This window comes from Commensalibacter papalotli (ex Servin-Garciduenas et al. 2014), from assembly GCF_000527695.1.
In the GTDB taxonomy this organism is placed as follows: domain Bacteria; phylum Pseudomonadota; class Alphaproteobacteria; order Acetobacterales; family Acetobacteraceae; genus Commensalibacter; species Commensalibacter papalotli.
This window is the reverse complement of record NZ_ATSX01000001.1, coordinates 922265-935988: the sequence shown is the minus strand read 5'-3', so window position 1 is coordinate 935988 and position 13724 is coordinate 922265. Positions and strand designations below refer to the sequence as shown.

Annotated in this window: 11 protein-coding genes; 10 read left to right on the top strand and 1 reads right to left on the bottom strand. The window is 36.4% G+C overall.

The window, feature by feature from the left end; all coding sequences use genetic code 11:
* Positions 1-65 precede the first annotated feature (65 nt).
* The 7 genes from cydD to recO all read left to right on the top strand — a co-directional run bounded on the left by cydD (position 66) and on the right by recO (position 8777).
* Entirely contained in the window at positions 66-1769 is a 1704-nt protein-coding gene (gene cydD, locus COMX_RS04250) for a thiol reductant ABC exporter subunit CydD (protein WP_034337386.1), read from the top strand.
* 1 nt (position 1770) lies between these two features.
* Complete coding sequence (cydC, locus tag COMX_RS04245) at positions 1771-3453, top strand: thiol reductant ABC exporter subunit CydC (RefSeq protein ID WP_034337383.1); 1683 nt, start codon at positions 1771-1773, stop codon at positions 3451-3453.
* Between the two features lie 88 nt (positions 3454-3541).
* Entirely contained in the window at positions 3542-3931 is a 390-nt protein-coding gene (locus tag COMX_RS04240) for an OmpA family protein (RefSeq protein WP_034337380.1), read from the top strand.
* A 12-nt stretch (positions 3932-3943) separates the two neighbouring features.
* On the top strand, positions 3944-5779 hold the full coding sequence (gene recQ, locus COMX_RS04235; RefSeq protein WP_051461858.1) for a DNA helicase RecQ: 1836 nt from the start codon (positions 3944-3946) through the stop codon (positions 5777-5779).
* Positions 5780-6194: 415 nt separating this feature from the next.
* Complete coding sequence (rpsB, locus tag COMX_RS04230) at positions 6195-6983, top strand: 30S ribosomal protein S2 (protein ID WP_034337377.1); 789 nt, start codon at positions 6195-6197, stop codon at positions 6981-6983.
* Between the two features lie 118 nt (positions 6984-7101).
* Entirely contained in the window at positions 7102-8007 is a 906-nt protein-coding gene (gene tsf, locus COMX_RS04225; RefSeq protein WP_034337374.1) for a translation elongation factor Ts, read from the top strand.
* Positions 8008-8036: 29 nt separating this feature from the next.
* A complete protein-coding gene (gene recO, locus COMX_RS04220) occupies positions 8037-8777 on the top strand; it encodes a DNA repair protein RecO (protein ID WP_034337372.1) in 741 nt (246 codons plus the stop codon).
* Positions 8778-8809: 32 nt separating this feature from the next.
* On the opposite strand, the gene COMX_RS04215 is transcribed toward recO, so the two are convergent.
* Positions 8810-10924 (bottom strand): FUSC family protein, encoded by a 2115-nt coding sequence (locus COMX_RS04215; RefSeq protein ID WP_034337369.1) that lies wholly within the window; start codon positions 10922-10924, stop codon positions 8810-8812.
* 123 nt (positions 10925-11047) lie between these two features.
* Between COMX_RS04215 and COMX_RS04210 the strand changes: the two genes are divergently transcribed.
* The 3 genes from COMX_RS04210 to COMX_RS04200 all read left to right on the top strand — a co-directional run bounded on the left by COMX_RS04210 (position 11048) and on the right by COMX_RS04200 (position 13633).
* The gene (locus COMX_RS04210; RefSeq protein ID WP_034337366.1) at positions 11048-12136 is read left to right on the top strand and encodes an aldose epimerase family protein; all 1089 of its coding nucleotides are present in this window, start codon (positions 11048-11050) and stop codon (positions 12134-12136) included.
* A gap of 79 nt (positions 12137-12215) precedes the next feature.
* Complete coding sequence (locus COMX_RS04205; protein ID WP_034337362.1) at positions 12216-12698, top strand: kinase inhibitor; 483 nt, start codon at positions 12216-12218, stop codon at positions 12696-12698.
* 74 nt (positions 12699-12772) lie between these two features.
* Entirely contained in the window at positions 12773-13633 is an 861-nt protein-coding gene (locus COMX_RS04200; RefSeq protein WP_051461857.1) for a hypothetical protein, read from the top strand.
* Positions 13634-13724: the final 91 nt, after the last annotated feature.

The window sequence follows — 13724 nt, the reverse complement described above, 5'->3', positions numbered from 1 at the left end:
TAGATAGAACCATAGTTAAACGCCTATAAACACTTGGTCTTGTGGATTGGACAAAGCGGATTTACATGCAAAATAATAAAGCAAAAATTAAAAATTGGACGAAACAGCAAACTAAAATTGGAAAAAAGGCAGTTTTGCCACTTATAATATTGGGAATTATATCCAGCTTTATTGCTGTTGCATTGGCATGTTGTGTTGCGCAAATCTTGGGTATTTTACTGGTTCCTTCTTTATTGTTTTCTCTTGGGTTTGATCCATCTATATTACTAGCTAGTTTTGTTATTTTATTTATAATTAAAGGGATGATTATTTATAGCGAAGATTTATTAAGTGCTAAAATTGGGTTAAAAGCGCGTCATCGGTTACGCAAAGATTTTGTTCAACAAATTATGCAAATTGGTCCATCGATTTTATATCGACAATCAGGGGGTGGCTTGGCAACCTTAATTGTCGATCAGGTAGAGTCTTTGGATGGTTATTTTTCCAGATGGCTTCCTGCTTCAGTATTATGGCTAGTATCCCCGTTAATTATTTTAGTTTGTGTTTATTTAGTTCAACCATGGGCAGCTTTGGTAATAGGGGTATGCGGATTAATGGTACCAATTGCACAAGCAGTTTTTGGTATCGGCGCTGCCGTTGCGGCAAGACAACAATTTTTAGCAATGACACGCTTGCAAGCTCGATTTTTGGACCGTATTCAAGGAATTGCAACAATTGTCTTGGCTGGTAGAGCTGAAGATGAAGCAAAAAAGATTGCGCAATCTGCAAATGAGCTCAGGTTTAGGACGATGAAAGTGTTGCGCGTGGCTTTTTTATCTTCGGCCTCAATTGATTGTGCTATGATTGTCGCTATTATTTTGGTTGCGATCATGGATGTGCGACATTTTGCAGCTGCTGAACAAGGTGCAGTCACAATTCCAGTAGTTCATGCTTTATTTGCTTTATTAATCATTCCTGATTTTTTTGCACCCTTACGTAGCCTTGCCCTAGCATACCAAGACAAAGCGAAATTAACAGGTGCAGCGGCTTCAGCGGTTGAGTTGCCAGAGATTGGTCATGAGGTAGAAAAAACAGTAATTTTATCTAAAAATAAACCTGTTAGTATTGTTTTTGATAACGTCTCATATATTTGGGATAAAAAAAGAGGGCGTGCAGTTGACCAGATCAGTTTTGAAGTTGCACCGAATAGCACAACGCTTTTAATTGGGGCGTCTGGTGCAGGAAAATCTACAATTATCAGTATGTTACTAGGTTTTATTAAACCAACTTCAGGCAAGATTTTATTTAATGGTCAAGATGCTTCTCTGATTAATCATAATTCACTATCTGATTTAACGGCTTGGATTGGTCAAAAACCTGTTATATTTCTAGGAACTATCAAAGAAAATATCCTATTTGCAAAACCTGATGCAACACAAGAAGAACTACAAAAAGCCGTAAAAGCCGCAGCAATTGATCAATATTTAGAATCTTTACCAAAAGGACTTGATACTGTGATTGGTGAGGGAGGATATGGATTGTCGGGAGGGCAGGCACAAAGAGTAGCAATCGCCAGAGCCTATCTTAAAAATGCGTCTTTATTATTCCTTGATGAGCCAACAGCACATTTAGATCCAGTTACCGAACAAGATATTTTCAAGAGCTTGGTTGATTTAGCACAAAACAGAACCGTTATTATGGCAACACATTCTGCTTTGGGACAAAAACTCAAGGGAAATCATATTGAACTTGATCATGGGCATATTATTGCTCAGACAGAGGTGAAATAAGATGTCTGAATTTCAAGATCCTTTGGCACAAAAAGAAACACCCAAAGCAGCTTTTCAGCAAATTTTTAAAATTTGGAAACCTCATTTCGTTTCGTTAATGATAGGGATTGTCTTCTCTTTAATTGCACTGGCTTTGGGTTTGACCTTAATGGCTTCTGCTGGAGGTAAGATCGCATTTGCAGCGATGGGAATGGCGATTATCAGCTCTGTGTTCTTAAAAATGCTAGGTGGCGGACGCCTGTGCATGCGTTATGTAGAGCGTTTATACACTCATAATGTAATGTTCAAAGCGATTGCTGATCTTCGAGTTTGGTTTTTTTCTAAACTATCCAAAGGGGCAGCAGCAGGCCTGGGTTTTCGTCACAGTGGAGACGTTTTGTCCCGTCTTGTCTCTGATATTGAGACGTTAGATGGTTTGTATTTACGGTTAATGTTACCTTTTGCGGGGTCAATATTAACATTCATAGTTTTACTAGTTATTATTGGGTCTATTCACATACCTTTGGCTGTATGTGTTGCTGGATTATATTTTCTGGCAGGCTTTGTTTGTCCTATTATTTCAGCATTAATTACCAAAAAACATGGACAAACCTTGCTGCACTCTGTCGCACAGCTCAGAATAAGTGTTTTGGATTTTATTCACGGTCTCAGGGAAATTCGTGCCTTTGGTGCTGAAAGCCGTATTGAGGATTTATTAGAAGATAGAGAAAAGGTACTATTTTATAAGCAATTTCATCAGGCTAAGAAAATAGCTTTGATGAGTTTTATCTCTTTTGTATTAAGTCAAATAGCTGTTTTACTTGTTTTAGCGGCAGCTTTGAATATTGGCTTTCACGGAATAGGTGCAGCTCATATTGTTGTTTGTTTATTTTTAGTTATTACTGCTTTTGAAGTCGTGATTCCTTTAACCCGAGCTGGTGGATTAACGGGTCAAATTATTAATGCTGCAACGCGTGTAGTTGGCGTTAATCAAGATCATGTTGATAATATTCCCAAAGGGACAGAGCAAGCTCCTGAGCAAACAGATATTCAGTTTAATCATTTAGGATTTCAGTGGGATAAGAATCAACCTTTTGTATATCGTGATTTAAACCTTACAATCCTTCAAGGACAAAGAGTGGCTATTATCGGCCCTTCAGGTGCGGGTAAATCGACATTAGCAGCATTGTTGTTAAAGGTCATCGTACCTCAAGAAGGTAATATTACCCTAGGGGGGAAAGATATTGCCCTTATAAGCGAGGATTCTGTACGCACAAAAATTGCTTGGCTTTCACAAAATACGCATTTATTTGATGATACGATTCGTCAAAATTTATTACTCAGCCATCCTCAGGCAACTGATGATGAGTTATGGCAGGCTTTGTCCGAGGCTGCGGTTGCTGATGTTGTTAAAGCTATGCCTGATGGATTGGATACTTGGTTGGGTGAAGGTGGTATAAAGGTTTCTGGAGGGCAGGGGCGTCGTATTGCGTTGGCCAGAACTTTACTATCGAAGGCACCGATTCTGTTACTTGATGAGCCCACAACAGGACTTGATGCAGATACAGAGGCTGAATTTTTTAATATTTTAAATCAGGTTGCCTCTAATCGAACTATTATTTTGATTGCTCATCGCCTTACGGGCGTGGAAAAGCTTGATAAAGTATGGCGTTTATCTGACACTCGTTTGATTTCTTTAAATTAAAAAAATTTTTATATTTTTTATGTTAAAATGTGGGTATGTTACGAGGTAAGTTATTATAGCTTTGTGCTTTAAAGTTAAGGAAAATTAAATGCGTCGTTTTTTACCAATTATATTTGGCTCTTTTATGCTGGCGGCTTGTTCACAACCATCAAATTTAACACCTAATAATGATAGAACTTATGTGGTGTTTTTTCCATTTGCTTCCAGTGAATTGGATGATGCTGCAATGACAACAATTGATCAAGCAGTAAGATATGCAAAAAGCTTTCCAGAGAAAAAAGTTTATGTAGAGGGATATGCAGCAGTTTATGGTGATTTATCCTTGGATGAAATGATGGCTGCTCAACGCACACAAGCAGTTGCACAACAAATCGTTTCCGAGGGTATTGATAAAAGTCGTGTTGATGACAAAGCACAACAACCAGAACAAAGACAAAGCCAAATTGCAGCGCGTCGCGTTGAAATTGAAGTTAAATAACAGATCTGATTTATGATATTACCTTCTTTATTAAATGACGAAGATTCAATAAGGAAGGGTATCTCCCCCCAAGGGGTTCTGGAACATGTTTTCGGATATGAACATTTCAGAGGTTTACAACAACAAGCCATTGATTTTGTTATGCAAGGTCAAGATGTGCTGTTGTTAATGCCGACAGGGGGTGGAAAAAGCATTTGTTATCAAATCCCATCTTTATGCAGAGCAGGTATGGGGTTAATTATTTCCCCACTTATCGCATTAATGAACGATCAAGTCGCTGCCTTACGCCAGCTGGGTATTAATGCAGGGGCTTTACACTCAGAGCTAGAGCCTCAAGAAGCGACGACTATTCGTCAAGATATGCTCAGTGGATCACTTGATATGCTCTATATTTCACCAGAACGATTGCTTTCTGATGAAATGTTACGATTTTTAAAGAAAATTCCATTATCATTAATCGCTATTGATGAGGCGCATTGCGTTTCAGTGTGGGGGCATGATTTTCGCCCTGAATATCGATTAATGACAAATTTATCCAAAGAATTTCCAGGCGTTCCCAGAATTGCTTTAACAGCAACAGCAGATCCAACAACCAAGCAAGATATTATTGTTTCTTTGGGTATGCCAGATGTTCAAATCTTACAGGCTAGTTTTCATCGAACTAATTTATTCATTAGAGCAATACCTAAAGAAGGTGAAACAAAGCAGCTTTTAACGATTTTACAAAAACATTCAGAAGAAGCCTGTATTATTTATTGTGGTAGCCGTAATAAAGCAGAGCGCATTGCGGCTATGCTTGTTGATCGTGGCTTTACGGCTTTGGCGTATCATGCAGGCTTATCTGCTCTTGAAAAACGAACGGTATTGTTGCGATTTCGCTCAGGAGAGCCTGTTATCATTGTGGCTACGATTGCTTTTGGTATGGGAATTGATCGCCCTGATGTAAGATTGGTCGTGCATTTGGATATGCCCAAAGGACCAGAGCACTATTACCAACAAATTGGCCGTGCGGGCAGGGATGGTGATCCAGCAGAAACTGTATTACTCTATGGGGGTGAGGATATAGTTAAGGCTCGTTATTGGTTAGAACAATCCAACAGTAATGAAGAACAAAAAAGAATTGCTAGGTCAAGATTAAATACCATGATCGCATTCGCTGAGACAACAGATTGTCGAACACAGATTTTACTGCGTTGTTTCGGTGAAGAGTTACAAGAACCTTGTGGTCATTGCGATAATTGTAAGTATCCTGTTTCTTTGTTTAATGGTACGGTTGCCGCACAAAAAGTGTTATCAGCGGTTTATAGAACTGGCCAACGTTTTGGTGCTATACACATTATTAATGTTTTAAGAGGAAAAAAGAGTGATCATATTGATAATTATCAACATGATCAGTTGCCTGTATTTGGTATTGGTAAAGATAAACCCAATCAGTTTTGGCGTGCTGTCATCCGACAATTAATGGCCAAAGATGCATTAAGGCAAGGTGCAGAACATTCTAACTTGTTTCTTAATCAAGACAAAGCGTTGCCACTTTTAAAAGGCAACGAACAGCTTTACTTAAGAGAGGATATTGTTCAGGTTCGCTCTGAGAAAACGCATGCTTATCCACAGCAAATAGAACTTTCTCAAGAACAGCAACATATCTTTGATCAATTGAAATTGTGGCGTTTATCTGAGGCCAGAGAGCAAGAAGTTCCTCCTTATATCATTTTTCATGATGCGGTTTTACGAGAAATAGCAATAACGTGCCCTCAGAATATAGAAGCATTGAAAAATGTAAAAGGAATTGGAGACAGTAAAATTGAACGTTACGGTCAGATTTTGTTGGAGTATATTCACCGTTAAGGAAATCTTATATATTCTTAGACTATGGATATGATTTATTAGCGAGCTCACTCATTTTAAAGTTAACTATTTAATTCGTGTTATTGATGTAATTTTCGTTTGTATTGTGGTGTTCATGGTGAACTAAGTGTTACAAATCTTGGAAATACCATTGTTGGCTATTTAGATTATCTTTTTTTTGCATGAGTTGATTATTACGTTTTTTCAAAAATAAAATTTAGAAGGAATGTATTATTAATGATGCAGATTATTCTTTATATCTTTAAATAATCACTTGATTTTTTTCGGAAATTCTTACATATAAACTCTATCGAAATTGCTCGATAAATTCACACGTAAAGTCTTTGCCACTGGTGCCTGAAATATGGATCGGCGCTTTACGGAGGTTTAACCAGAAAGAAAGGATGCACGTCAAATGGCGATGCCACATTTTACCCTACGTCAATTATTAGAAGCTGGTGTTCATTTTGGACATCATACCCGTCGTTGGAACCCAAAAATGGCTCCATTTTTGTTTGGGGTTCGTAACCAGGTTCATATCATCGATTTGCAACAAACCGTTCCTATGTTGGATCGCGCATTGAATGCTGTTCGTGATACCGTTGCTAATGGTGGACGTGTTCTTTTTGTTGGAACAAAACGTACAGCAGCAGAAAGCGTTGCTGAAACTGCAAAACGTTGTGGTCAATATTATGTTAATCACCGCTGGTTGGGCGGAATGTTAACCAACTGGAAAACTATTACTAATTCCATTAAACGTTTACGTCATGTAGAAGAAACCCTTGATGGCGATACAGCAGGTTTAACAAAGAAAGAAGTTCTACAATTAACACGTGAGCGTGAAAAATTGGAACGTTCTTTGGGCGGTATTAAAGAAATGGGAGGTCTTCCAGACATTCTTTTCATTATTGATACAAACAAAGAAAAACTAGCTGTTCAAGAAGCAAATAAACTGGGTATTCCTGTTGTTGCTGTTTTGGATAGTAACTCTGATCCAGCAGGAATTACCTATCCTGTTCCTGGAAATGATGATGCATTACGCTCTATCAATCTTTACTGTGAGCTTGTAGCTGGTGCTGTTTTAGATGGTATTTCTGCTGAACTAGGTGCTTCAGGTCAAGATCTTGGTGCTTCAGAAGAACTGCCTCCTGAAGTAATGATGGAAACAGTTTCTATTGAAGAAACATCTGAAATCCCAGCTTAATTATCATAGTTATCAAAACTTGATTTGATATAGACAAAACCAATAACTTTGTCTGAATAGTGATAAGTGGGCGTCTCGAACTATCGGGACGCCTCTGCATTTAAAAAAGAGGAAAAATATGGCACAAATTACAGCTGCGTTAGTCAAAGAACTGCGCGAAAAAACCGGTGCTGGTATGATGGATTGTAAAAAAGCACTGAATGAAACTGCTGGAAATGTTGAAGAAGCAATTGACTGGTTACGTACTAAAGGTCTTGCTACTGCGGCTAAGAAATCAGGTCGTGTTGCGGCTGAAGGTCTTGTTGGCGTTGCAACTGCAGGTAACAAAGCAGCCATCGTGGAAATCAATGCTGAAACAGACTTTGTTGCGCGTAACGAACAGTTTCAACAATTTGTTGAAGATGCAGCAAAAGTTGCATTAACAACAGGGAATGACGTCGAAGCATTAAAAAATGCAACCATGGATAATGGTAAAACTGTTGCTGAGAACTTAACTTCTTTGATTGCGACTATTGGCGAAAACATGACCATTCGTCGCGTAAGCGTTCTCGAAGTTGGCTCTGGTGTTGTTGCAAGTTATGTTCATTCCGCACTTCGTCCAACTGTTGGTAAAATTGCGGTATTGGTTGCTCTTGAAGCACCATCAGCATCTGCTGATCTTGAAGACCTAGGTCGTAAAATCGGAATGCAAGTTGCTGCTGTTCGTCCAATTGCATTGCGTATTGAAGAAGTATCTTCTGAAGAATTAGAGCGTGAAAAAGCGATCTTTGTAGAACAAGCTCGTGCTTCTGGTAAACCAGATAATATCATTGAAAAAATGATTGATGGTCGTATCCGCAAATTCTATGAAGAAGTCGTGTTACTTGAACAAACTTGGATTCATGACGGCGAAAGTAAAGTTAAAGCTGTTGTTGAGAAAAGTGGTTCTAAGCTAGTTGTTTTCGAACGCTTCCACCTTGGTGAAGGCATTGAAAAAGAAGAAACAGATTTTGCTGCTGAAGTTGCTCAGGCTGCTAAAGGCTAATCTGACGATAAAGGGAGGAGAAGTTATTCATGCTTGAATGGTCTTCTCCTTCTATTATCCTAAGCACACGGTATTATGGCGAGATCGATGGAATTGTCAGTGTTCTGTCCTTAGATCATGGATTATATCGTGGCGTAGTGAGAGCAATGGGGGCTCGTAAAAATTCCTCAATTTGGCAAATGGGTAATTTTATTGCAGCAGAGTGGTCTGCAAGGTTACAAGATCAGCTTGGTCATTTCAAAGGCGAGCTTGTCAGAGCTAATTTTGCTTCTTTGGCGTCATTTCCTTTTGCTTTTTCCATTTTATCTTCGATATGTGCCGTTGCTGAGGGCAGTTTAATCGAAAGACAGTCTGTACCTGATATTGCACGTTTATTATTTAAAATATTGACGTTTCTGACACTAGATCCTCAGGAAGCCGAAGAAAAAGCCTTGTCTCAACTTCTTCGATGGGAAGTCATGCTGTTGGCAGAGTTGGGATATGGTTTGGATTTTTCTGTTTGTAAGGAATATGGAACGGGTATTTCTTATTGGGTTTCCCCTAAAACAGGAAAAGTCGTAACAGAAGAAATGGCAGGAGAGTGGAAGCCTCGTTTATTACCTTTGCCTGCTTTGTTTATTGATGATCAGAACCAAGGAAATTTACAAGATTGGTATGACGGGTTACGCTTAACTGGTTACTTTTTAGAAAAGCATATTTTTTATTTAAAGAACAAACCTTTGCCAAATGCTAGAGTATTATTGCTTGAAAAAATCAAAAGTCAGCTTTGAATTTTCATAATACTGAGAAGTAAATTTTGATTTTATAATTTAAAATATTTTTTTTGAGACAATGAAAATAGTTTTATGAATTTTTTATAACTGTTTAATTGGCTTTTGATTATACAAATAGAAGATAAAATTGGTAATAGAGTTTGCTTTAGATAAGCGTTTTCATCTTTGACAAGAAATTCTTTAAATCTTTGATAATCTTTATCTATAGATTGTGTATTCAATAGCTTAGGAAGAATATGAATTTGATATAATAAAGAGTTAAGGATTTTTTTTAATTCAACAGGAAGATTTTTCTCTTGTTGCAAGAAAATGCGTATTTGAATAATTTGAACGCCTGTCAAAATAATGGATTGTGCTCCGTAAAAGTAAATATTCTGATTTTCTTTTGGTAGGTTTTTGGTATCGTCAATAAGGTAAACAAGATTACTGATTTGTTGATCAATCCATTTTTGTGTTGAAGGTAAAATATATTTATTGGGAAGATTGCTCAAATTTAAAATCATTTGTTTACAGGTAAAGCAATATTCTTTTGTGTCATTAATGGGAAAAATCAAACGGCACATTAACCAAGTAAAAATAATGGCGCAGATCAAAGCTAGGCAAAGATTAAAATATGTTATTTCGTTAATACGACTTTGATTATTATAGCTGATTAATACAGAAAATAAAAAATTATAAGCAATACCAGTCAGTGCTATTGCTGGGTTACAAGATGCTAAACCAGCAATAAACATAAAAGGTAGAACAATAATGGTTAATATTTCAAAATTGCTGACAGGTGGGATTAATATAAAATTGATCAAAAAAGTGCTTAATATGGCATATACAGCACCATTTAAATAATGCTTAGCTGCTTTTGCTGGGCGATCCGCAATTGAGGTAATCGCACAGATAATCGCAACATACATGACGAATAACATTCCGTTACTCCATGCTGTAACCTGCCATATAATCGATGCTAAAATAATAGAGATAAATACACGCAGCCCATTGCTGAGTGATTTTCTCAAATTTCTATAGGTGTTAATTCGATAGTTATAATAGGTTGCTTTTTTACTTTTTGTATGATTGTTAAGTTGAATAAACATATATTCTAAATGAGATAAAGAATCATAAACAATAGATAACTCCGCAAACAATAATTCTTCTTTTGAAATAGTTTTATCCTGCAAATTGAGCAAAAATTCTGCAGTTTTAAGAAGTTGTTTGTATATATTATTTCTAACTTCTTTAATTCTTTTTAATGTGTCGTTAACGTTGGTATTGCTTTTTATTAAATCAGGTAATTCTGTAAAAAAAATAGCTGCTTTTTTTGGTAAATCTTGAATAGTGTTGTTTGTATTTCTGGTTGGAGCTAGTTTTTGTAAACAAAAAGTTTTAAATAAAATGTTATTAGCGATTGCCAATATCATTCTGCCATGTGCCCCAAGATGACTGTGTGGAGCAATTGCCATGTCTGTAAATTCAGATTGTTGATTAAGTTTATAAAAAATAGAAAAAATATTTTTATTATCTTCTAAGATAGAAATATTTCCTTTGAAAAAGCTTGATAAAACAAAGCAAGTTTTACTGATGGCTTGATCTAGATTGTTTTGTAACCATTGTATTTGTATCGTTCTTTGACCTCCTACACAAATAGAAGTCGCAGTCTTTTGAAGAATAATAGCGAGTATAATATAGGAGGCTCTGGCCATAGCAATATCAAAAGCTTGATTAGGATTAGGAATGGCATCAATAGCAATCAAAGCATATGTAAAAGCAGAAACGCGCATCCCATGAACGCGATAGTTATTAAGGAGCGTTGCCAAAAAGCAGCATAACGATACCCAAAAAGCAAGCGTGATCATAAATAAGGATGCTTGTTGAGGGAAAATCACGACCGACGTTACTGCGGCGAATGTTCCCAAGATTGTACCAAACAAATGCCAACGAGATTTTGCATTGCTTTCTTCTGGGGTTAAAAGGGATACCATCCATACAGTTAAGGGAGCCCAAAAAGGAGAGCTCATCTCCATCCATAAAGCAATATATAGAGCAACAATAGAGGTAACTCCTGTTCTACATGCAAATCCCAATGCAGGTTTGCTGGGTGCATATAACCACTGCCATTTTTTTAAATTGATAACGGGCAAGAATAATTTCATATGTTAAAGTTTAAATAGATATTGATCACTTTATTGTGATGTAAATTATATAACAGTAATTAGCAAAGCTGAGTCATAATTAATCTATTCTATAACGATAGTGGAAACAAAGGATAAATTATCATGGCTCGCGGTCAATTTTCTATTCAGGAACAAGAATATGGTAAAACCAGTGGTGGTGAGATTGTTAAAGAATTTACACTCAGAAATGCCAAAGGTATAGAAGTCAAATTTCTCACATTTGGGGGTGCAATTACTTCTTTGTTAATTCCTGATAATAAGGGACATTTTGAAAATGTCGTTCTAGGATTCTCAACACTAGAGCAATATGAGAATGATCCTGGCCCTAGGCCTTATTTTGGCGCATTGATAGGTCGTTATGGTAATCGTATTGCAGGTAAATTTTCTCTCGAAGGTAAAAGCTATAATTTATCACTAAATGAGAATTCTAATTGTTTACATGGTGGTAAAATAGGTTTTGATAAACGTGTTTGGCAGGCAGAAATTTTACCTCAAGATGATCAACAAGTTTCTGTATCTCTATCGTTACTTAGTGAGGATGGAGATCAAGGTTTTCCAGGAAATTTATCCGTTCGTGTCATTTACAGTTTAAATAACAATGATGAATTTACCATTCATTACCAAGCACAAACTGATAAAACAACTGTCGTTAATTTAACAAATCATAGCTATATTAATTTGTCAGGTGAGGGGAATGGCTCTATTGAAAATCATAGTCTTCAATTATTCTGTAGTCATTATACGCCAGTAGATCAAAATATGATACCGACTGGTGAAATTGCACCTGTTGCCAATACCCCGATGGATTTCAGAGCATCAACTCATATTGGCACCAATATTCGTGATAATTTTGAACAGCTATACAGAGCAATTGGATATGATCATAACTGGGTTGTTGATGGTAAGGTTAGTAAAGAAGTAAGACCTGCCGCTAAATTAGTTCATGCTGCCAGTGGCAGAAAATTAGATCTATATACAACGTTACCAGGAATGCAGGTATATACAGGAAACGCGTTGAAAGGTAATTTAAAAGGATATTCTGGCAAAGCTTATCGTCAGTGTGAAGGTATTGCTTTTGAACCTCAATATTATCCAGACAGTCCTAATCAACCGAATTTTCCTTCGACAATATTAAAACCAGGTGAAGTTTACGATCAAAAAACAGTTTATCATTTTTCTGTTGTGGAATAATTCTCAAAGATAATTCTGATTAAATCATGAGGTTTATGATAAGATTTTATGCCATAAAGTTTATGAAAAGGATCAGACAATGTTTAAATTATGGAGTAATTCTTATAAAGAAGGTGATACTATGCCAAAAGCACAATGCTTTAATGGCATGGGTCAAGATGGAGATAATTTATCGCCTTCTTTGTTTTGGGAAAATGCACCCAAAGGCACTAAAAGTTTTGTCATAACAATGTTTGATCCAGATGCACCAACGGGATCAGGATGGTGGCATTGGGTGGTTGTAAATATTCCAGCAACGGTAACTCATCTTGAAGAAGGTGCATCTTCTAAAAAAATGCCAGAGGATTCCATCCAAATTCGTAATGATTTTAGTTTTTATGAATATGGCGGTGCTGCACCACCTCCTGGGGTAAAACATCGTTATATTATAACGATCCATGCAATGGATGTTGAAAAACTCGATATCACCAAAGATGTATCCCCAGCATTTGTTGGCTTTAATACGCATTTTCACTCTTTGGGTTCAGCACAATTAACGTGTTTTGTTGAAACAGAAAAGTAAGTTTTTATGGCGATAAAGTTCTTTGAATAGAAAGGGCTTTATTTTGAACAACTAATTACCTAAGGGATGTGGAAATGAGTCAAACCAACGAGCCATGTGGAATTATTATGCCGATTTCAGCCATTGATGGTTGTCATGAATCTCATTGGTCGGAAGTGTTGGCTATATTAAAAGAAGTTATTAATACTGCAGGCCTAAAAGGGGATGTCGTTAGTTATGCTGATGAAGTAGGTATTATTCAAAAGCGTATCATTGATAATTTATATCATAACCCTATTGTGATTTGTGATGTGAGTTGTAAAAATCCGAATGTTATGTTTGAGCTCGGGATGCGGTTGGCATTTGATAAACCAACGATTATAATTAAGGATGATTGTACATCTTATTCTTTTGATACCTCACCAATTGAGCATTTAGAATATCCCAGAGATTTAAACTATATCAAGATTAATGCGTTTAAAGAACAATTGGCAGTAAAGATTAAGATTTTGCTTGAAGCTGTAAATAAAGATGGAGCTTATAGTCCGTTTTTAAAGAATTTTGGAGAATTTACGGTTGCTAAATTGGATCAAAAGGAAGTGTCTGGGCAAGAATACATTGTTGGAAAATTAGAGGAAATTAGTAGAAAAATTAGTTCATTGGAAAGTATCAGCAATATAATATCTTCTAGGGAACAAGTGGAGAAAATTGCTTCGGGATCAATAATAAGGAAAGTATTACCAATATCTTTATCTGAGGGAGAGTATAAAAAGCTGATTATGGATTTAAACACGAGCTATGATATTGATAGCTCTGGTTATGTTATAAGTATGAATGACCAACAAATATTAATCCTAAGTTCTAAAAAGCGTAGCCTCAGTTTTATCGATAAGGTAGTAGACCTTGAATTAGATGTTATACAAAGAAATAGAGAAAAAGCTGAGCGATCCGAGTAATTAATAAACAATTAGATTTTAATAATGAAATGAGATAGTAATGTTTGATGATATTAGATTCAGCTTTATTTAAAACACATTACGATTATAA

What these genes read in the sequence shown, in the direction of transcription:
- cydD (WP_034337386.1), top strand. Translation starts at nt 66, where the DNA reads ATGCAAAATAATAAAGCAAAAATTAAAAATTGGACGAAACAGCAAACT.
- cydC (WP_034337383.1), top strand. Translation starts at nt 1,771, where the DNA reads ATGTCTGAATTTCAAGATCCTTTGGCACAAAAAGAAACACCCAAAGCA.
- COMX_RS04240 (WP_034337380.1), top strand. Translation starts at nt 3,542, where the DNA reads ATGCGTCGTTTTTTACCAATTATATTTGGCTCTTTTATGCTGGCGGCT.
- recQ (WP_051461858.1), top strand. Translation starts at nt 3,944, where the DNA reads ATGATATTACCTTCTTTATTAAATGACGAAGATTCAATAAGGAAGGGT.
- rpsB (WP_034337377.1), top strand. Translation starts at nt 6,195, where the DNA reads ATGGCGATGCCACATTTTACCCTACGTCAATTATTAGAAGCTGGTGTT.
- tsf (WP_034337374.1), top strand. Translation starts at nt 7,102, where the DNA reads ATGGCACAAATTACAGCTGCGTTAGTCAAAGAACTGCGCGAAAAAACC.
- recO (WP_034337372.1), top strand. Translation starts at nt 8,037, where the DNA reads ATGCTTGAATGGTCTTCTCCTTCTATTATCCTAAGCACACGGTATTAT.
- COMX_RS04215 (WP_034337369.1), bottom strand. Translation starts at nt 10,924, where the DNA reads ATGAAATTATTCTTGCCCGTTATCAATTTAAAAAAATGGCAGTGGTTA.
- COMX_RS04210 (WP_034337366.1), top strand. Translation starts at nt 11,048, where the DNA reads ATGGCTCGCGGTCAATTTTCTATTCAGGAACAAGAATATGGTAAAACC.
- COMX_RS04205 (WP_034337362.1), top strand. Translation starts at nt 12,216, where the DNA reads ATGTTTAAATTATGGAGTAATTCTTATAAAGAAGGTGATACTATGCCA.
- COMX_RS04200 (WP_051461857.1), top strand. Translation starts at nt 12,773, where the DNA reads ATGAGTCAAACCAACGAGCCATGTGGAATTATTATGCCGATTTCAGCC.